This is a genomic window from Methylobacterium variabile, assembly GCF_001043975.1.
GTDB classification, from domain to species: domain Bacteria; phylum Pseudomonadota; class Alphaproteobacteria; order Rhizobiales; family Beijerinckiaceae; genus Methylobacterium; species Methylobacterium variabile.
This window is the reverse complement of record NZ_LABY01000167.1, coordinates 14,951-33,201: the sequence shown is the minus strand read 5'-3', so window position 1 is coordinate 33,201 and position 18,251 is coordinate 14,951. Positions and strand designations below refer to the sequence as shown.

The window sequence follows — 18,251 nt, the reverse complement described above, 5'->3', positions numbered from 1 at the left end:
CACCCCCGCGCCGCCGCGGGGGGGCGGGGGGGGCGGGGGCGGGGGGGGGGGTGGTGGGGGGGGCGGGGGGGAGGGAGGCCGGGGGGCGGGGCCGCCCCCGCGGGGGCGGGGGGGGCGGTATGGGGGGGCCCGCCCCCCCCGCCGAGGATCACCATGTCGCAGGTGCTCGCGTGGGCATGGATCAGCGCCTTGCAGTCGGTCTCGCCCGGCGATGGCTCGGCACCCTCAATGCCGCCGCCCAGGCCCTGGCGGAGGCGCACCTGCCGCTGGGCATCCTGCCCCTCGGCACCGCCAACGACCTCGCCCGCAGCCTCGGCCTGCCCGCCGATCCGCTGGCGGCGGCGGAGGTGATCGCGACCGTGCCGGCCCGACCGATCGACCTCGGCTGCGTCAACGGCCACTACTTCTTCAACGTCGCCAGCATCGGCTTCTCCGCCGATCTCGCCGGCGAGCTGACGGCGGACCTGAAGCGGCGCCTCGGCACGATCGGCTACGGCGTGGCGGCGTTCCGGCTCCTGCGGCGGGCCCGGCCGTTCACGGTCTACATCGAGCACGACGGCACCGTGGAGATGGTGCGCACCATCCAGGTCTCGGTCGGCAACGGCCGCCACTACGGCGGAGGCATGACGGTGGAGGAGAACGCCACCGTCGATGACGGCCTGCTCAACTTCTACAGCCTCGAGGTCGCCCATTGGTGGCGGCTCCTCGCCCTGCTGCCGGCCCTGCGCCGGGGCACGCAAGGGAAAGCTGCCGACGTGCGCGCCTTCCAGACCACCGAGGTGGTGCTGCGCACCAAGAAGCCGCGCCCGGTCAACACCGACGGCGAGCTGACCACCTACACGCCGGCCCACGTGCGGGTGCTGCCCAAGGCCATCCAGGTCCATGCGCCGCAGCCGGCGCCTCCGGGCCGCCCCTCGATCTTCCCGTAGAGCAACTTCGAAGGACCTCGACGCCGTGGATTCCCTTGTTCAGCTGGCTGCCGACCCGACGGCCTGGGTCGCCCTGGCGACGCTCGTCGTCATGGAGGTCGTGCTCGGGATCGACAACCTGATCTTCATCTCGATCATCACCAACAAGCTGCCGGCGGAGCAGCAGTCGCGGGCCCGGCGCATCGGCATCGGCCTCGCCCTGGTCCTTCGCCTCGCGCTGCTCGGCACGGTCGCCTACATCGTCCACCTGACCCAGCCGGTGTTCGAGATCTTCGGCAAGGGCCTGTCCTGGCGCGACATGATCCTGATCGCCGGCGGCCTGTTCCTGCTCTGGAAGGCCACCAAGGAGATCCACCACAGCCTCGATCCGGATCCGGAGGAGAAGGTCGGCGGTGGCGCCTCCCTCGGCTTCACGGCGGCGATCGGCCAGATCCTACTCCTCGACCTGGTGTTCTCGATCGACAGCATCATCACGGCGGTCGGCATGACCGAGCACGTGCCGATCATGGTGATCGCCGTCGTGGCGGCCGTGACCGTGATGCTGCTCGCCGCCGATCCCCTGTCGCGCTTCATCGCCGCCAACCCGACGGTGGTGATGCTGGCCCTCGGCTTCCTCATCATGATCGGCATGACGCTGATCGCGGAAGGGTTCGGGGCCCACGTGCCGAAGGGCTACGTCTACACCGCGATGGCCTTCTCGGCCGGCGTCGAGGTGCTCAACATCCTCGGGCGCCGCGCCCGGAGGGCCAAGCGCAAGACGGCCTGACCCACGGCCATACCGACGCTTCACGGCAGCGCCCGATCGTGACCCGATCGGGCGCTGCTCTCGTTTCGGAGCCATGCACCCGTCATGCAGACCCGGCGTCCCGGCCTGCCTTTCCAGGCAAGACGTCCGGAACGGGGTGCGGCCGCATCACGGCAGCGGACTCGCCGCCTCCTCCGCCGCACAGGCCGCCGCGTCGGGCGCGTCCGCGGGCCCGGCGAGCTCGGCCCGGGCGCGCTCGAGGTCGGCCCGGAAGGCGGGATTGCCGACGAGCGCCGCGAACAGCGCCGCACCGGTGCTGCGGCCGGCCTCGACGTCGCTCGCCCAGTGCACCCCGCAGACGATCCGGCTCTCGCCGTAGATCCGGCCGCGGCGCAGGATCGCGGTGGCGCGCTCCGGGATCAGGGCGGCGAGGACCAGCCCGAAGGTCCAGCCCTCGGTGGCGTGGCCGGACGGGTAGGCGAAGCTGCGGTCGAGGGCCTCGCTGCGCTCGACGCAGAGGGCCGCGTCGTTGCCGAGATGCGACCGGCCCCGGGCGAAGTGCGCCTTGGCGTCCCGCACCGCCTCCACGACGTCGCGGCGGGTGCGCGCCAGGAGCTCGGTCAGGGCCGGCAGGCGGGCCGGGTCGAGGCGCCGGCCGGCGGCGCAGGAGAAATCGTCGAGGAGCCGGGGGACGCCCGAGGGAACGTCGGCAATCGCGAGCTGCCAGCGCGGGGTGCCGGCGAGCGCCCGGGTCGAGGCGTAGATCGCCGCGTCGGCGGTCTGCGCGGCGCTGCCGGGCCTCGGCGGAGGCGGCAGCACCGCGGCGGTGTCGAGGGCGCCCGCCGCAAGGTAGGGCGGGCGGGCCGGACGGGCCGGCTCGGCGGTCGCCCCGGTCGCGGCGAGGACCAGGACGAAGGCAGCGAGGGGCGCCCGCACCGGCTCACGCCTCGGGGGCGAGGATCGCGGCGGCGACCGCCTCCGGGTACTCCTCGTGGGCGGCGAGCGCCCCCGGGACGTCGACGCTGCGGACGCGACCGGTCTCGGCCAGCGCCGCCATCTCGGCGCCGGAGCGGCGGGGCGTGCCCTTGGGGCGCAGCATCAACACCGGCGGCAGGCCGGGGCCGAACAGGGCGAGGAAGTCCTCGCGGGTCTCGACCGGATCGAGGCCGCCGGTGACGAAGGCGGCGGTGCCGAAGCGGGCCCTGGGCTGGTGCGTCACCCGCCGCTTGTCGGCCAGCACTGCCGGGGTGACCCGGGCCGGGTCGGCGTAGACGTGGGCCTGCATCATCCGGGCGACGACCGGCGTGCTGACGTTGAGCCGGTAGAGCAGGTCGCCGACGACCGGGGTCTCGACCGCCCGACGCAGGCGCTGGTAGAGCGGCCGGCGCTGCGGACCCATGGCGGTCGGCAACGGCCCGCGCCAGGTCGGCGCCACCAGGACCAGCCGCGCGAAGGCGCCGGGGTGGCGGGACGCCGCGGCGACGAGGTAGCCGGCGGCGTGGCCGGCCGCGATCCCGACCGCGTAGGGGCCCGGCTCCTGCGCCAGCAGGGCGTCCAGGAAGGCGTGCAGGGTGCCGGGCGTCAGCGGCACCCGGGCCCGGGCCTGCGCGCCGAAGCCAGGCCAGTCCGGCACCAGGCAGCGGTGGCGGGCGGAAAGCCGCCTCGCCAGGGGCCGCATCTCCTCCCTTGTGGCGATGGAGGACAGGGCGGGCAGCAGCAGCGCCGGCGCGCCGGACCCGATCCGGTCGGCCGGCAGGCTCAGGGTGCGCCCGGCCAGGGAGAGGGAGAGGATCTGCGTCTCGATGCCGGGTATCATGGCGCCTCCTTCAGAACGGCTTGACCACGGCCAGAATCACGATGCCGATCATCAGCACCGTCGGCACCTCGTTCAGCACCCGGTAGAACTTGGGGCTGCGGGTGTTGCGGTCGGCGGCGAAGTCCTTGAGCAGGCGCGAGAGCCAGCCGTGGATGCCGCTCATCGCCAGGACCAGGGCGAACTTGGCGTGGAGCCAGCCTTGCGTGTAGGCGCCGCTCATCACCGCGAGGGTGAGGCCGAAGACCCAGGTGGCGATCATTCCCGGCAGCATGATCGCCTTGGCGAGGCGCCGCTCCATCACCTTGAAGGTCTCGCCCTGCGGAGAGCCCGCCGGCAGCGCGGCGTGATAGACGAACAGGCGCGGCAGGTAGAGCATCGCGGCCATCCAGGCGATGAGCGACACGATGTGGGCGGCCTTGATCCAGAGATACACGGTAGGATTGTCCCTGTCGAAGGATGTTCAGCTGTCGTAAAATCTTGGACCAGTGAATCTTCCATTCTCAGCATCATCCCGGGGCTCGCCGAAGGCGAGAGCCCGGGATGACCCTGTGCCGGGGGAGTCGTGGAGCGGACCGGCTCTCCCCTTACCCGCGCAGCCGCGCGAGCATCCGCTCGACATGGGCGATCGGCGTCTGCGGGGTGATGCCGTGGCCGAGGTTGAAGATGTGGGGCGTGCCGGCGGTGGCCTCCCGGATCGCGTCCACGGCGGCGTCCAGGGCGTCGCCGCCGGCGATCAGGGTCTCGGGGTGCAGGTTGCCCTGCGTGACCACCGAGGCCGGCAGGCGGGCCCGGAGCGCCGCGAGATCCACCGCCCAATCGACCCCGACCGCGTCGGCGCCGGTCTCCGCGGCGACGCGGGCGTGGCCCTCGAGCCCCGAGCCGCGGGCGAAGACGATGACCTTAGCGCTCGGCACCCGGGCGCGGATGCCGGCGATCATCCGGGCGATCGGCCCGAGGCTCCAGCGCGCCAGCGCGTCGCCGGCCTCTCCCGGAGGCACGTCCGGCAGGGCGCCGGCATGGCTCTCGAAGATCTGCACCGCGTCGGCGCCGGCCTCGAACTGGCGCACCAGGTACTCGGTCGAGACCGCGACCAGCCGGTCGATCAGGGCGTCGAGGAGGGCGGGATCGCGGGCGGCCAGCGCCCGGGCCGGCGCGAGGTCCGGCGTGCCGCGCCCGCCGATCATGTAGCTCGCCACGGTCCAGGGCGCGCCGCAGAAGCCGAGCAGCGTGGTCTCGGTGGGCAGCTCCGCCCGCAGGCGCCCGACGGTCTCGAAGACCGGGCCCAGGTGGCGCATGACCCGCGGGTCGCCGGCCTCGAGCAGCGCGTCGAATTCGGGCCGGCCCGCCAGCGGGTCGAGGCGGGGCCCCTCCCCTTCCACGAAGCGCACGTCCTGCCCGAGGGCATGGGGCACCACCAGGATGTCGGAGAAGAGGATCGCCGCCTCGAAGCCGAAGCGGCGGATCGGCTGGAGCGTGACCTCGGTGGCGAAGTCGGGGTTGTAGCACAGGTCGAGGAAGGAGCCGGCCTCGGCCCGCACCGCCCGGTACTCGGGGAGGTAGCGCCCGGCCTGGCGCATCATCCAGGCCGGCGGCGGGGAGAGCGCCTCGCCGTTCAGCACCCGCAGGAGCGGCCGCCCCGCGTCTCCCCGTCCGGTTCCCGCGGTCCCGCTCATCGTCTGCCCCTCGAAAACCTTGGATCCCGCCGTCGCGTCGACGGATCGCTTCCCTATGCCGAGAACCGCCTTCCGGCGCCAGCCTGACGCTTGGTCGCGACCCGCGCAGATCGCCGTCCCCACCCAGGCCTCTGAAAAGAAAAGAGAGATTCTAGGAATCTGTTTTTTCTATTGGGGGCGGGTGTCGCGGGGCTCCAGCTTCGTCCACAGCCCGTCCCCACCGCCGGTGCGTTAAGAGGCCTTTAACAGATTTGCTCCATTGTCGAAGGATGACGAGAGTCGCGAGGGGTTTGGCCCCCGTCGGCCTCCGATCGGCGGGTCCACGTCCCGGATTCTCCCACGGGCGGTCCGCCACGAGTGTTAACGGCCGGCCTGTTGAGGCGCGGAGCCGTTAACCCACACCCTTCGCGCCTGGACCTCGCTTCGTCGGCGCATTATCCACACTCATCGACTCCTCGTGGCCGATCCGGTGAACGAAGCCGGAGCGCCGGGGTCGTGCCGCGGCGCAAGACCGCGGCCAGCCCCGGGGAGTCCGCGTGGTCCGCAGCTACTTCCACCTCCACCTCGTGTCGGATTCCACCGGCGAGACCCTGATCAATGTCGGCCGGGCCGCGGCGGCCCAGTACGAAGGCGTCTCGGCGATCGAGCACGTCTACCCCCTGGTGCGCTCGGGCGCGCAGCTCGAGCGGGTGATCAACGAGATCGAGCAGGCTCCCGGCATCGTGCTCTACACCCTGGTCGGGCGCGAGCTGACCGAGCGGCTGGAGGAGGCCTGCCGGGCCACCGGCTCGCCGCTGCTCTCGGTGCTGGAGCCGGTGCACCGGCTGCTGCAATCCTACCTCGGCACCCACTCCACCGCCCGGCCGGGCGCGCAGCACATGCTGAACGCGGAGTACTTCAAGCGCATCGACGCGATGAACTTCACCCTCGCCCACGACGACGGCAACCTGCCGGTCGACCTCAACGAGGCGGACGTGATCCTGCTCGGGGTGAGCCGCACCTCGAAGACGCCGACGGCGATCTACCTCGCCAATCGCGGCCTGAAGACCGCCAACATCCCGCTGGTGCCCGGCGTGCCGCCGCCGCCGGTGCTCGAGACCCTGCGCCAGCCCCTCGTCGTCGGGCTGATCGCCTCGCCGGAGCGGATCGTGCAGATCCGCCAGAACCGCCTGCTCAGCCTGAAGGCCGACGATTCGTCCTCCTACGTCGACCGCGACTCGGTGGCCAACGAGATCGCCTCCTCGCGCCGGCTCTTCGCCCGCAACCGCTGGCCGGTGATCGACGTCACCCGCCGCTCGATCGAGGAGACCGCCGCGGCGATCGTCGACCTCCACCGCGAGCACCGGCTGAAGTTCATCGCCGGGTGAGACGGTCCTCGATGTCGCACGCTTCCTCGCTCTGGCGCGGTGCCGCGCCGCTCCTCCTCGCCTCGACCAGCCCGACCCGGCGCGCGCTGCTCGAAGCCGGGGGCCTCGCCGTCGAGACCCGGGCGCCGGGCGTCGACGAGCGCGCCGTGGAGGCCGCGGCCGCCGATCTCTCGCCCCCCGGCCTCGCCGAGCGCCTGGCCGCGGCCAAAGCGGCCGCGGTGGCGGCGGGCGCGCCCGACCGGGTGGTGATCGGGGCCGACCAGGTGCTGGATCTCGACGGCGCGGTCTTTCACAAGCCCGCCGACCGGGACGGGGCCGCCGCTCACCTCGCCCGCCTGCAGGGGCGCACCCACGCCCTGCACTCCGCCGTGGCGCTCGCCCTCGGCGGGGCGGTGGTCGAATGCTTCGTCGCGACGGCGCGGCTGACGATGCGGCCCCTCGATGCGGCGGGCATCGCCGCCTATCTCGACGCCGCCGGTCCTGCCGTCACCGGCAGCGTCGGCGCCTACCAGCTCGAGGGCGTCGGCATCCACCTGTTCGACCGCATCGCGGGCGATCAATCGACCATTCTGGGCCTGCCGCTCCTGCCCCTGCTCGCGTCCCTGCGCGGGCGCGGGCTGCTGGCGTTCTGAGACGAACTTTCGCGATGACGACCCCGCATCCCCGGGCCTTCGTGGTGGGCCACCCGATCGCCCATTCCCGCTCGCCGCTGATCCACGGCCACTGGCTCGCCGAGCACGGCCTGGCCGGCACCTACGAGCGCATCGACGTCCCTCCCGACGCCTTCCCGGCCTTCGTCCGGGGTCTGCGGGAGGCGGGTTTCGCCGGCGGCAACGTCACGATCCCGCACAAGGAGGCGGCGTTCCGCCTCGCCGAGGTCCTGACCCTCCGGGCGGAGCGGATCGGCGCCGTCAACACCCTGTGGTTCGAGGACGGGCGCCTGCACGGCGACAACACCGACGCCCCGGGCTTCCTCGCCCATCTCGACGCCAGCCTCGGAGCGGCCTGGCCGGAGGCGACGGGTGTCGCGGGCGGGCGCGCCGCCCTGGTCCTCGGCGCCGGCGGGGCAGCCCGGGCGATCCTGGTCGGACTTCTCGAACTCGGCCTTCCCCGCCTGATCGTCGCGAACCGCAGCGCCGAGCGGGCCGAGAGCCTGACCGCCCTCGATCCCACCCGGGTCACCGCAATCGCCTGGGGCTCCGTGCCGGCGCACCTCCCGGAGACCGGGCTCCTCATCAACACCACCGCCCTCGGCATGGCCGGGCAGGACGCGCTCGCCCTCGACCTCGCGCCGCTGCCGGGCGAGGCGGCGGTGGCCGACATCGTCTACGTGCCGCTGGAAACCCCGCTCCTCGCCGCCGCCCGGGCGCGCGGGCTCCCGGCCGTCGACGGGCTCGGCATGCTGCTGCACCAGGCGGTGCCGGGCTTTGCCCGCTGGTTCGGCCGCACGCCGCACGTGACCCCGGCCCTGCGCGCCCGCATCGTCGCCGATCTTGAGGGGCACGGATGAGCCGTCCGTTCGTCCTCGGCCTCACCGGCTCGATCGGCATGGGCAAGAGCGCCACCGCGGCCATGTTCCGCGCTCGCGGGGTGCCGGTCCACGACGCCGATGCCTGCGTGCACGCCCTCTACGGCCCGGGCGGGGCTGCGGCCGCCGCCATCGGCGCGGCGTTTCCGGGCACGCTCGGCCCCGACGGCGCGGTCGACCGCGCCGCCCTGCGCAACGCCGTGCTGGGCGAGCCCGAGCGCCTGCGCCGGCTCGAATCCCTGGTGCATCCCCTGGTGCGGCAGGCGCGGGACGAGTTCCTCGCCACCCATGCGGCGGCGGCGCTCGTCGTGCTCGACGTGCCGCTGCTGTTCGAGACCGGCGGCGAGGTCGGCTGCGACGCCGTCGCGGTGGTCACCGCCCCGGCTGCGGTGCAGCGCGCCCGGGTGCTCGCCCGGCCGGGAATGACGGAAGAGGCTTTCGCGCAGATCCTCGCCAAGCAGATGCCCGACGCCGAGAAGCGCCGGCGGGCCGACTACCTGATCGAGACCGACCGGGGCTTCCCGCACGCCGAGGCGCAGGTGGACGCGGTGATCGCCGCGGCGAGGCGGGCCGGTTAACGCTTCCTCGCTACACCGGTCGAACCACCTCTCTGGAAGGGAGCCGCAGGATGCTGCGCGAGATCGTCCTCGACACCGAGACCACCGGCACCGAGGCCAAGAGCGACCGGCTGATCGAGATCGGCGGGATCGAGCTCCTCAACCACATCCCATCCGGCCGCGAGTTCCACCGTTACATCAACCCGCAGCGGCCGGTGTCTGAGGGCGCGTTCCGGGTCCACGGCCTCTCGGACGCCTTCCTGGCCGACAAGCCGCTCTTCGCGCAGATCCTGCCCGACTTCCTCGCGTTCTGCGGCGACGCCACCCTGGTGATCCACAACGCCGCCTTCGACGTCGGCTTCCTCAACGCCGAGTACGCCCGCCTCGGCGACAAGGCGCCGCCGGCGATCGAGCTGGCAAGCGTCGTCGACACCCTGGCGCTCGCCCGCCGCAAGCATCCGGGCGCGGCCAACAACCTCGACGCGCTGTGCTCGCGCTACGGCATCGACAATTCCCGCCGCACCAAGCACGGCGCGCTCCTCGACGCGCAGATCCTCGCCGAGGTCTACATCGAGCTGCTCGGCGGCAAGCAGACGACCCTCGGGTTGACGGTCGAGGGGAATGCCGGTCCGGCCGGTCCGAGCTTGCGCGCCGCTCCCGTCGAGCACGGTCCTCGCCCGACCCGCAGCCGCCTCACCGACGCCGAGCGCGCGGCGCACGCGGCGTTCGCGGCTGGCTTGGGGGAGAAGGCGATCTGGCGGGATTACGTCGGGGAGGCGGGATAAAGCGCCCACCAGGGGAGCGCTCCCTCAGGCGGTAGGGATGTCGGTCAGGGAAAAGTCGTTGCCTTTGAACAGGAGTGGCATCCGGTAGGTCCGGGCGCACGCATAGGCGAAACAATCTCCGAAGTTGAGTTTGGCGGGATGGCGGCCCTTGCCGTACCGGTCGTATGCCTCGACCGCGCCGTCGGCCGCCTCCGGTGGTACGGCGACCACCTGGATCGATGCGAGCGCGAGGTAGTCGCGCACGGCCTGCTGCGCCTCGGGAAGCTGCAGGTCGAGGATGCGGGCGATCGCGATCGTGGTTTCCCAGACCGCGAGCGGCGAAGTGAGGCGTTGGCGGGCCTGCTGGAGGCGCGAGACGAGGGCGGCAGCATCCGGCTCTCCGGCGAGGATCGCGGTCAGCGCGGATGCATCGACGACCATTACGGATCTCCGTAGAGGCCATCGATGAAGGCCTTGTCGGCGGGCCTGGGATTCGGGCCGGCTCGCTCCCGGAGCCCGCGCGCGAAGGCGATCGACTGGCCGACGAGGTCAAGCTTGTCCTTCTCGCGATCGATCTCGCCGCGCAGGGCTTGCCGCACCGCCTCGGTCTTGGTGGTGTGCTTGAGCGACGCCAGTTCTTGAGCGAGCGCGTCGACCTCTGGATCCTTGACGAAAAGGGCCATGCCTATTCCAAACGGATATAAAGAAAACCCCGTTAAGGATATCTTGGATGAGGCACGGGGCCAAGCCCGCTCAGCTCGATAAGGGGAGTGGCAGCGAAGCGCTACGCCGATCTCGCCAGGGAGCCAGGCCGAAGAGCGACGACGGTTTCGCTAGCGTGTGGGATGCCATCGAGGATACGCCCGCGGATGCGCAGACCATGAAGCTGCGTTCCGCCCTGATGATGGCGCTCGATCGGCATATCCGGGCGAAGGAGTGGACGCAGGGCGAGGCAGCGCGCCGGCTGGGCGTGACGGAACCGCGTGTCACGGATCTCCTGCGCGGCAAGATCGACCTGTTTCCGCTCGACGATCTCGTCGCCCTGCTGGCCGCAGCCGGGCTGCGCGTCGAGGTTCGCGTCTCGGACGCGGCCTGATTCGAGCGGCGCCCGGCCTCGAAGCGGATCGGGCGCCCAGGAGTTCGGCTTACGAGGTCAGCCTACTCTGCCGCCTTCATGTAGCTCTCCACCGGCGGGCAGGCGCAGACCAAGTTCCGGTCGCCGTAGGCGTTGTCGACCCGGTTGACCGGCGGCCAGTACTTGTCGACCCGGAAGGCGCCGGCCGGGAAGCAGGCGGCCTCGCGGGAGTAGGGCCGCTCCCACGGGCCGATCAGGTCCTCGACCGTGTGTGGGGCGTTCTTGAGCGGGTTGTCGGCCCGGTCCATCCGGCCCTCCTCGATCGCCCGGATCTCCTCGCGGATCGCCAGCATGGCGTCGCAGAAGCGGTCGATCTCGCCCTTGGTCTCGGACTCGGTCGGCTCGATCATCAGGGTGCCGGCCACCGGCCAGCTCATCGTCGGCGGGTGGAAGCCGCAATCGATCAGCCGCTTGGCGATGTCCTCGACGCTGACGCCCGCGCTCTTCATGAGCGGGCGGGCGTCGATGATGCACTCGTGCGCGACGCGCCCATGGGTGCCGGTGTAGAGGACCTCGTAGGCACCCGCGAGGCGCCGGGCGATGTAGTTGGCGTTGAGGATCGCGATGCGGGTCGCCTGCGTCAGCCCGCGCCCGCCCATCAGCAGGCAGTAGCTCCACGAGATCGGCAGGATCGCCGCCGAACCGTAGGGCGCGGCCGAGACCGAGAACTCGCGCCCGTCGGTCTCCACGTGGCCGGGCAGGAACGGGATCAGGTGCGCCTTGACGCCGATCGGCCCCATGCCGGGCCCGCCGCCACCGTGCGGGATGCAGAAGGTCTTGTGCAGGTTGATGTGGCTGACATCCGCCCCGATGTCGCCCGGCCGCGCAAGGCCGACCAGCGCGTTGAGGTTGGCGCCGTCGAGATAGACCTGGCCGCCATGGGCGTGGGTGATGTCGCAGATCTCTCGCACCGCCTCCTCGAACACCCCGTGGGTGGACGGGTAGGTGATCATGCAGGCGGCGAGGTTCTTTCCGTGCTGCTCGGCCTTGGCGCGGAAATCGGCCACGTCGACGTTGCCGTTGCGGTCGGCGCCCACCACCACCACGGTCATGCCGCACATCTGCGCCGAGGCCGGGTTGGTGCCGTGGGCCGAGGACGGGATCAGGCAGACGGTCCGGTGCCCCTCCCCCCGCGACAGGTGGTAGGCGCGGATCGCCAAGAGGCCCGCATACTCGCCCTGCGCGCCGGAATTCGGCTGCATCGAGATCGCTGCGTAGCCGGTGATGTCGGCGAGCTTCTGCGAGAGGTCGGCGATCATCTCGGCGTAGCCCTCGGCCTGGTCCTTCGGCGCGAAGGGGTGCAGCTCCGAGAATTCCGGCCACGAGATCGGCAGCATCTCGGCCGTCGCGTTGAGCTTCATCGTGCACGAGCCCAGCGGAATCATCGCCCGGTCGAGGGCGAGGTCCCGGTCGGCGAGGCGGCGCATGTAGCGCGTCATCTCGCTCTCGGCCCGGTTCATGTGGAAGATCGGGTGGGTCAGGTACTCCGAGGTGCGCACGAGACCCGCCGGCAGGCGCGGCTCGGGCCAGGATTCGTCATAAGCCAGCGCGTCGCCCCCGAAGGCGCGCCACACCGCCTCGATGATGTCGGGCCGGGTGCGCTCGTCGACCGTGATGCCGATGCGGTCGTTGCCGACTTTGCGCAGGTTGATCCCGTTGGCGACGGCGTTCTTCAGGATCACGCCCTGGAACGGGCCGACCTTCACGGTGATCGTGTCGAAGAAGGCGTCCGGATGAGTCTCGAAGCCGAGCTGGTTCAAGCCCGCGGCGAGGCGCGTCGCGTCGCGGTGGATGCGCATCGCGATCGCCTTGAGCCCGCGCGGCCCGTGGAACACCGCGTACATCGAGGCGATGACCGCAAGCAGCACCTGGCTGGTGCAGATGTTCGAGGTCGCCTTCTCGCGCCGGATGTGCTGCTCGCGGGTCTGGAGCGAGAGCCGGTAGGCGCGGTTGCCGCGGGAATCGACCGAGACGCCGACGATGCGGCCCGGCAGAGAGCGCTTGTGGGCGTCCCGCGTCGCCATGTAGGCGGCGTGCGGGCCACCATAGCCCATCGGCACGCCGAAGCGCTGCATCGAGCCGACGGCGATGTCGGCCCCCATCTCGCCCGGGGGCTTCAGCACCGTCAGCGACAGCGGATCGGCTGCCACCACCGCGATGGCGCCCGCCTCGTGCAGCTTCGCGATCACGTCGGTGAAGTCGTGGGCCGCGCCCTCGACGCCCGGATACTGGAAGATCGCACCGAACACCGCCGCAGGGTCGAGGTCGGTGAAGGGGTCGCCGACGACGATGCGCCAGCCGAAAGGCTCGGCCCGGGTCTTCAGCACCGCGATGGTCTGCGGCAGGCACTGCGCGTCGACGAAGAAGGTGTCGGGCTTGGCGGTCGCGATGCGGCGCGCCATGCCCATCGCCTCGGCCGCGGCGGTCGCTTCGTCGAGGAGCGAGGCGTTGGCGATGTCGAGCCCGGTCAGGTCGCTGACGCAGGTCTGGAAGTTCAAGAGCGCCTCGAGCCGGCCCTGGCTGATCTCGGGCTGGTAGGGCGAGTAGGCCGTGTACCAGGCCGGGTTCTCGAAGATGTTGCGCTGGATCGCCGGCGGCATCGTGGTGCCGTGGTAGCCTTGGCCGATCAGCGAGGTCAGCAGCTTGTTCTTGTTGGCGGTGGCGCGCAGGCGCTCGATCGCCCGCCGCTCCGACAGGGCGGCGCCGAACTCGGTCGCTTCCTTCTGGCGGATCCCCGCCGGCAGGGTCTCGTCGATCAGGGCATCGAGGCTCGGGGCACCGACCACCTCCAGCATGCGGGCGATCTCGTCCACCGATGGGCCGATGTGGCGGCGGTTGGCGAAGTCGTAGGGGTCGTACTTGTCCATCGGCATGAAGGGGGTGCCCCGGTCAGAGCCTTGTCGTGCGGCTGAAAAAATCGAGACGGCGGGGCTGCATGAGCCCCGCCCGTCGGTGTCGGTGGGTAACGTCTCGGCTCAGCCCACGAAGGCGCGGTAGGCCGCCTCGTCCATCAGCCCGTCGAGCTGGGACGGATCGCTGACGCGGACGCGGTAGAGCCAGCCGGCGCCCTGCGGGTCGGTGCCGACGCTCTCGGGGTTGGCCGCCGCGGCCTCGTTGACCTCGGTCACCTCGCCGTCGATCGGCGCGTAGACGTCGGAGGCCGCCTTGACCGACTCCACCACCGCGGCGGCGGAGCCCTTGGTCAGCGTGGCGCCGACCTTCGGCAGCTCGACGAAGACGAGGTCGCCGAGCTGCTCGGCGGCGTGGTCGGTGATGCCCACCGTTGCCACGTCGCCCTCCAGGCGCAGCCACTCGTGCTCGTCGGTATATTTCAGCATGTGTTTCCCCTCGTTCAGGAACGCTTGAAGCCGGCGGGGCGGAACGGCAGCGGCACCACCGCGCAGGGCAGGCGCTGGCCGCGCACCTCGGCGAAGACTTGGCGACCCGGCACGGCCAGCGCGCTCGGCAGCACCCCCATGGCGACCGGCCCCTCGAGGCTGGGCCCGAAGCCGCCGGAGGTCACCCGGCCGACCGCCTCGGTCGCTTCCATGGACTCGTAGAGCGCGGCGCCCGCCCGCACCGGGGTGCGTCCTTCCGGCCTCAAGCCGACCCGCAGCCGCGCCGGCCCGTCGGCGAGCTCGGCCAGGATGCGCTCGGCCCCCGGGAACCCGCCGGCCCGGGTGCCGCCGAGGCGCCGCACCTTCGGGATCGCCCAGGACAGGCCCGCCTCGACCGGCGAGGTCTCGTGGTCGATGTCCGAGCCGTGCAGGCACAGGCCCGCTTCGAGGCGCAGCGAGTCCCGGGCGCCGAGGCCGATCGGCTTCACCTCCGGGTCGGCGAGCAGGGCCCTCGCCAGGGCGACGGCGGCCTCCGCCGGGAGCGCGATCTCGAAGCCGTCCTCGCCGGTATAGCCGGAGCGGACCACCACGCCCTCCTGCCCCTCGAACGCGACCGGTCGCGCATCCATGAAGCGCATCTCGGCGACCACGGGCAGGTGGCGGGAGAGCGCGGCCTCCGCCCCCGGGCCCTGGAGGGCGATCAGCGCCCGGTCGACGGGTTCGACGGTGCACGCTGTGCCGATCGCGTCGAGCAGGTGGGCGAGGCCGGCGGCCTTGTTGGCGGCGTTGACGATCAGCAGGTAGTGGTCGCCCAGGTTGGCGAGCATCAGGTCGTCGAGGATGCCGCCGCCCTGCGTGGTGAGGAAGCCGTAGCGCTGGCGCCCGACGCCTAAGCCCACGACGTCGATCGGCAGCACCGTCTCGAGGGCGCGGGCCGCGTCGGACAGGTCGCCGGAGCGGGCCTGCACGGCGATCTGGCCCATGTGGGAGACGTCGAACAGTCCCGCCGCCTTGCGGGTGTGCAGGTGTTCCTTGAGGAGCCCGAGCGGATAGTGCAGCGGCATCAGATAGCCGGCGAACGGCACCATCCGGGCGCCGACCTCCTGGTGCAGCGCGTGCAAGGGGGTCTGGAGCAGGGTGAGGCTGGCGGCCGTGTCGGCGGTCATCGGATCAGGCTTCCCGGATCGCGTCCGGGCACGGGCGGGACCGCCGCCCCGCGGCCCGGGGCCGAGGCGGCCTCGGCACGGTCACGGGGAGCCCGGCCCCGCACGGCCCGACTTCGGCCGGGACCTTAGGACAAAGGTGGCATTGACGCCAAGTCGGGTCACGCGGCCTGCGATGTTGGGTCCGGGTACCGCGCCTCCCTGAGCCTGCGGCATGATCGACCGCACGCGATCGGTTTCGCGGAATTATTTTGCGCTGACGACCGAATCGGCGGCAAACGAAGCAGCATCTGCCGCGGTCGGGGAACTATCCTGGCGCGATCACAGGGGAGGACGTCAGGCCATGAGCGCGAGCGCCAAGCCGATTCCGGCCGTGCCGGTCAACGAGAACGAGCGCCCGAACGGGTCATCCATCCTGGGGCCGCGCGGCGTGGCCGATCCGGATCCGGCCGAGACCGCGGACTGGCTCGCCTCGCTCGAATCGGTCCTGCGTCACGGCGGCGCGGCCCGGGCCCGCTTCCTGCTCGACCGGCTGGAGCAGAAGGCGCGGGAGATCGGCGTCGTCGAGGAGGCGCCGCCCTACTCGCCCTACCGCAACACGATCCCGCTCGAGAAGCAGCCGCCCTATCCGGGCGACCTCGGGGTCGAGGAGCGCCTGACCTCGATCATGCGCTGGAACGCGCTCGCCATGGTGGTGCGGGCCAACATGGCCTACGGCGAGCTCGGCGGTCACGTGGCGAGCTACGCCTCGGCGGCCGAGATCTTCGAGCTCGGCTTCAACCACTTCTTCCAGGCCGGTGACGCCTCCGGCGCCGGGGCGGACCTCGTCTTCTTCCAGCCGCACTCGGCGCCCGGCGTCTATGCCCGCGCCTTCCTGGAGGGACGGCTCTCCGAGACAAACCTGAAGCACTACCGGCAGGAGATCGCCGGCGAGGGCCTGTGCTCCTATCCCCATCCCTGGCTGATGCCCGAGTTCTGGCAGGTGCCGACCGGCTCGATGGGCATCGGGCCGATGAACGCGATCTACCAGGCGCGCTTCATGCGCTACCTCAGCGACCGGGGGCTGGCCGATACGGCCGGCCAGCACGTCTGGGGCGTGTTCGGCGACGGCGAGATGGACGAGCCGGAATCGATCGGCGCGCTGACGCTGGCGGCGCGCGAGAAACTCGACAACGTCACCTTCGTCATCAATTGCAACCTGCAGCGCCTCGACGGGCCGGTGCGCGGCAACGGCCAGATCATCCAGGAGCTGGAGAGCGTCTTCCGCGGCGCCGGCTGGAACGTCGTCAAGGTGCTGTGGGGCTCGGAGTGGGACGCGATCTTCGCCCGCGACACCAACCACGCCCTGCTGCGCCGCTTCGCCGCCACCGTCGACGGCAAGTACCAGACGCTCGGCGCCAAGGATGGCGCCTACAACCTCGCCCACTTCTTCGGTGAGGACGAGGAGGTGAAGGCGCTCGTCTCCCACATGTCGGATGCCGACGTCGACAAGCTGAAGCGCGGCGGGCACGACTTCCGCAAGCTCTACGCCGCGTTCGCCGCCGCGAAGGCGACCAAGGGCCGCCCGACCGTGATCCTGGCCAAGACCAAGAAGGGCTACGGCATGGGCGGCGCCGGCGAGTCGCGCATGACCGCCCACCAGGCGAAGAAGCTCGACACCGACGCCCTCAAGGCCTTCCGCGACCGCTTCGCCCTGCCGCTCACCGACGCGCAGGTCGAACGCCTCGAGTTCTACAAGCCCGACGAGAACAGCCGCGAGCTGCGCTACCTGCGCGAGCGCCGCGAGGCTTTGGGCGGCTTCCTGCCCAAGCGCCGGCGCACCGCCGCCCACGTGAGCGTGCCGGACCTCTCGACCTACGCGGGCTTCGCGCTCGAGGCCGACGGCAAGGAGATGTCGACCACCACCGCCGCGGTGCGGCTGTTCAGCAGCCTGATCAAGCACAAGGAGCTGGGCCCGCGGGTGGTGCCGATCGTCGCCGACGAGGCGCGCACCTTCGGCATGGCCAACCTCTTCCGGCAGGTCGGCATCTACTCGCCGCTCGGCCAGCTCTACGAGCCGGAGGATGCCGGCTCGATGCTCTACTATAAGGAGTCGCGCGACGGGCAGCTGCTCGAGGAGGGCATCACCGAGGCGGGCGCGATCTCGTCCTGGGCCGCGGCCGCGACCTCATACAGCGTCCACGGCCTCGCGATGCTGCCGTTCTACATCTACTACTCGATGTTCGGCTTCCAGCGCGTCGGCGACCTGATCTGGGCGGCGGCCGACCAGCGCGCCCGCGGCTTCCTGATCGGCGCCACCGCCGGCCGCACCACGCTCGGCGGCGAGGGCCTGCAACACCAGGACGGGTCGAGCCACCTCGTCGCCGCGACGATCCCGAACTGCCGCGCCTACGACCCGGCCTTCGCCTACGAGATGGCGGTGATCCTCGACCATGGCGCCCGGGACATGATGGAGCGCGACGTCGACGCGTTCTACTACGTCACGGCGATGAACGAGAACTACGCCCAGCCGTCGATGCCTGAGGGCGTGCGGGACGGGATCATCCGCGGGATGTATCGATTTGCCGGCTATGGAAATGATGAGCCGGCTATTCGCCTTCTCGGCTCGGGAGCGATCCTGCCGGAGGTCATCGCCGCCGCGAAGCTCTTGGCCGAGGAGTGGGGCATCGCCAGCGAGGTCCACAGCGTGACGAGCTTCAGCGAGCTCGCCCGCGAGGCCCGCGAGATCGAGCGTGCCAACCGCCTGAACCCGGGCCTGCCGCCGCGCCGCAGCCTGGTGGAGGAATCGCTCGCCGGCTCCGCGCCGGTGGTCGCCGCCACCGACTACGTCCGCGCCTACCCGCAGCTCGTCGCGACTGCCATCCAGGCCCGCTACGTCACGCTCGGCACCGACGGCTTCGGCCGCAGCGACACCCGCAGCGCGCTGCGCGCCTTCTTCGAGGTCGACCGGCACCACGTCGCGGTGGCCGCCCTCTCGGCGCTAGCCGACGAGGGCACCCTCGACCGCGCGAAGGTGGCCGAGGCGGTCGCCCGCTACGGCCTGAGCCCGAACCGGCCGGCCCCGTGGACGCTGTGACGGGTTTGATCAACGCACGGGAGCGCGCCCTTCGGGGCGCCCTCCCCGACCATCCTTTGCCGTCGCCGCGGACTTAAGCACACCCCTGCTACCCACCCCACGGGATTGACGCCCCCCGCAAGTCGCGGCCTGATCCCTCCGAAGCCGGCACCCAAAGCAC

18 protein-coding genes are annotated in these 18,251 nt (G+C 71.6%); 9 read left to right on the top strand and 9 right to left on the bottom strand.

Annotated features, from left to right (window positions below):
- Positions 1-176: 176 nt before the first annotated feature.
- Positions 177-929 carry a lipid kinase gene (locus VQ02_RS22815; RefSeq protein ID WP_245239823.1) on the top strand — a complete coding sequence of 251 codons (753 nt, stop codon included), beginning with the start codon at positions 177-179 and terminating at the stop codon, positions 927-929.
- Positions 930-954: 25 nt separating this feature from the next.
- Complete coding sequence (locus VQ02_RS22810) at positions 955-1,695, top strand: TerC family protein (protein ID WP_048446517.1); 741 nt, start codon at positions 955-957, stop codon at positions 1,693-1,695.
- A 147-nt stretch (positions 1,696-1,842) separates the two neighbouring features.
- Here VQ02_RS22810 and VQ02_RS22805 read toward each other — a convergent pair whose 3' ends face one another.
- From VQ02_RS22805 to hemE, 4 genes are all read right to left on the bottom strand, one after another.
- Positions 1,843-2,610 (bottom strand): acid phosphatase, encoded by a 768-nt coding sequence (locus tag VQ02_RS22805; RefSeq protein ID WP_053080510.1) that lies wholly within the window; start codon positions 2,608-2,610, stop codon positions 1,843-1,845.
- 4 nt (positions 2,611-2,614) lie between these two features.
- A complete protein-coding gene (locus VQ02_RS22800) occupies positions 2,615-3,490 on the bottom strand; it encodes an alpha/beta fold hydrolase (protein ID WP_425339918.1) in 876 nt (291 codons plus the stop codon).
- A 10-nt stretch (positions 3,491-3,500) separates the two neighbouring features.
- The gene (hemJ, locus tag VQ02_RS22795) at positions 3,501-3,923 is read right to left on the bottom strand and encodes a protoporphyrinogen oxidase HemJ (RefSeq protein ID WP_083469384.1); all 423 of its coding nucleotides are present in this window, start codon (positions 3,921-3,923) and stop codon (positions 3,501-3,503) included.
- A 151-nt stretch (positions 3,924-4,074) separates the two neighbouring features.
- Entirely contained in the window at positions 4,075-5,163 is a 1,089-nt protein-coding gene (hemE, locus tag VQ02_RS22790) for a uroporphyrinogen decarboxylase (RefSeq protein ID WP_048446516.1), read from the bottom strand.
- A gap of 536 nt (positions 5,164-5,699) precedes the next feature.
- On the opposite strand from hemE, the gene VQ02_RS22785 reads away from it, so the two are divergent.
- The 5 genes from VQ02_RS22785 to dnaQ are packed head-to-tail and all read left to right on the top strand — an operon-like array spanning position 5,700 to position 9,400.
- A complete protein-coding gene (locus tag VQ02_RS22785; RefSeq protein WP_048446515.1) occupies positions 5,700-6,530 on the top strand; it encodes a pyruvate, water dikinase regulatory protein in 831 nt (276 codons plus the stop codon).
- 11 nt (positions 6,531-6,541) lie between these two features.
- Positions 6,542-7,162, top strand: coding sequence for a Maf family nucleotide pyrophosphatase (locus VQ02_RS22780; protein ID WP_048446514.1), 621 nt, complete (start codon positions 6,542-6,544; stop codon positions 7,160-7,162).
- 14 nt (positions 7,163-7,176) lie between these two features.
- Complete coding sequence (locus tag VQ02_RS22775) at positions 7,177-8,040, top strand: shikimate dehydrogenase (RefSeq protein ID WP_048446513.1); 864 nt, start codon at positions 7,177-7,179, stop codon at positions 8,038-8,040.
- Positions 8,037-8,636, top strand: coding sequence for a dephospho-CoA kinase (coaE, locus tag VQ02_RS22770; RefSeq protein ID WP_048446512.1), 600 nt, complete (start codon positions 8,037-8,039; stop codon positions 8,634-8,636). The genes VQ02_RS22775 and coaE overlap by 4 nt, the downstream gene beginning before the upstream one ends.
- A 50-nt stretch (positions 8,637-8,686) precedes the next feature.
- Positions 8,687-9,400: a DNA polymerase III subunit epsilon gene (gene dnaQ, locus VQ02_RS22765; RefSeq protein ID WP_048446511.1), complete on the top strand. Its 714-nt coding sequence runs from the start codon at positions 8,687-8,689 to the stop codon at positions 9,398-9,400.
- A gap of 24 nt (positions 9,401-9,424) precedes the next feature.
- Here the strand turns inward: dnaQ and VQ02_RS22760 are convergent, their stop codons facing one another.
- Positions 9,425-9,820 (bottom strand): type II toxin-antitoxin system VapC family toxin, encoded by a 396-nt coding sequence (locus tag VQ02_RS22760; RefSeq protein ID WP_048446510.1) that lies wholly within the window; start codon positions 9,818-9,820, stop codon positions 9,425-9,427.
- Entirely contained in the window at positions 9,820-10,062 is a 243-nt protein-coding gene (locus VQ02_RS22755; RefSeq protein WP_048446509.1) for a type II toxin-antitoxin system VapB family antitoxin, read from the bottom strand. Before VQ02_RS22755 ends, VQ02_RS22760 begins: the two co-directional genes overlap by 1 nt.
- A 155-nt stretch (positions 10,063-10,217) precedes the next feature.
- On the opposite strand from VQ02_RS22755, the gene VQ02_RS39400 reads away from it, so the two are divergent.
- A complete protein-coding gene (locus VQ02_RS39400; protein WP_048446508.1) occupies positions 10,218-10,475 on the top strand; it encodes a helix-turn-helix domain-containing protein in 258 nt (85 codons plus the stop codon).
- A gap of 62 nt (positions 10,476-10,537) precedes the next feature.
- Here VQ02_RS39400 and gcvP read toward each other — a convergent pair whose 3' ends face one another.
- The 3 genes from gcvP to gcvT form a co-directional block, all read right to left on the bottom strand.
- Entirely contained in the window at positions 10,538-13,387 is a 2,850-nt protein-coding gene (gene gcvP / locus VQ02_RS22745) for an aminomethyl-transferring glycine dehydrogenase (RefSeq protein ID WP_048446507.1), read from the bottom strand.
- A gap of 102 nt (positions 13,388-13,489) precedes the next feature.
- Complete coding sequence (gene gcvH, locus VQ02_RS22740; protein WP_048446506.1) at positions 13,490-13,852, bottom strand: glycine cleavage system protein GcvH; 363 nt, start codon at positions 13,850-13,852, stop codon at positions 13,490-13,492.
- Positions 13,853-13,866: 14 nt separating this feature from the next.
- Complete coding sequence (gcvT, locus tag VQ02_RS22735) at positions 13,867-15,018, bottom strand: glycine cleavage system aminomethyltransferase GcvT (protein ID WP_048446505.1); 1,152 nt, start codon at positions 15,016-15,018, stop codon at positions 13,867-13,869.
- A 340-nt stretch (positions 15,019-15,358) separates the two neighbouring features.
- Here gcvT and mdeB point away from each other — a divergent pair, with 340 nt between their 5' ends.
- Positions 15,359-18,091 (top strand): alpha-ketoglutarate dehydrogenase, encoded by a 2,733-nt coding sequence (gene mdeB / locus VQ02_RS22730; RefSeq protein ID WP_048446504.1) that lies wholly within the window; start codon positions 15,359-15,361, stop codon positions 18,089-18,091.
- Positions 18,092-18,251: the final 160 nt, after the last annotated feature.

What these genes read in the sequence shown, in the direction of transcription:
- VQ02_RS22815 (WP_245239823.1), top strand. Translation starts at nt 177, where the DNA reads ATGGATCAGCGCCTTGCAGTCGGTCTCGCCCGGCGATGGCTCGGCACC.
- VQ02_RS22800 (WP_425339918.1), bottom strand. Translation starts at nt 3,490, where the DNA reads ATGATACCCGGCATCGAGACGCAGATCCTCTCCCTCTCCCTGGCCGGG.
- hemE (WP_048446516.1), bottom strand. Translation starts at nt 5,163, where the DNA reads ATGAGCGGGACCGCGGGAACCGGACGGGGAGACGCGGGGCGGCCGCTC.
- VQ02_RS22780 (WP_048446514.1), top strand. Translation starts at nt 6,542, where the DNA reads ATGTCGCACGCTTCCTCGCTCTGGCGCGGTGCCGCGCCGCTCCTCCTC.
- VQ02_RS22775 (WP_048446513.1), top strand. Translation starts at nt 7,177, where the DNA reads ATGACGACCCCGCATCCCCGGGCCTTCGTGGTGGGCCACCCGATCGCC.
- coaE (WP_048446512.1), top strand. Translation starts at nt 8,037, where the DNA reads ATGAGCCGTCCGTTCGTCCTCGGCCTCACCGGCTCGATCGGCATGGGC.
- dnaQ (WP_048446511.1), top strand. Translation starts at nt 8,687, where the DNA reads ATGCTGCGCGAGATCGTCCTCGACACCGAGACCACCGGCACCGAGGCC.
- VQ02_RS22760 (WP_048446510.1), bottom strand. Translation starts at nt 9,820, where the DNA reads ATGGTCGTCGATGCATCCGCGCTGACCGCGATCCTCGCCGGAGAGCCG.
- VQ02_RS22755 (WP_048446509.1), bottom strand. Translation starts at nt 10,062, where the DNA reads ATGGCCCTTTTCGTCAAGGATCCAGAGGTCGACGCGCTCGCTCAAGAA.
- gcvP (WP_048446507.1), bottom strand. Translation starts at nt 13,387, where the DNA reads ATGCCGATGGACAAGTACGACCCCTACGACTTCGCCAACCGCCGCCAC.
- gcvH (WP_048446506.1), bottom strand. Translation starts at nt 13,852, where the DNA reads ATGCTGAAATATACCGACGAGCACGAGTGGCTGCGCCTGGAGGGCGAC.
- gcvT (WP_048446505.1), bottom strand. Translation starts at nt 15,018, where the DNA reads ATGACCGCCGACACGGCCGCCAGCCTCACCCTGCTCCAGACCCCCTTG.
- mdeB (WP_048446504.1), top strand. Translation starts at nt 15,359, where the DNA reads ATGAGCGCGAGCGCCAAGCCGATTCCGGCCGTGCCGGTCAACGAGAAC.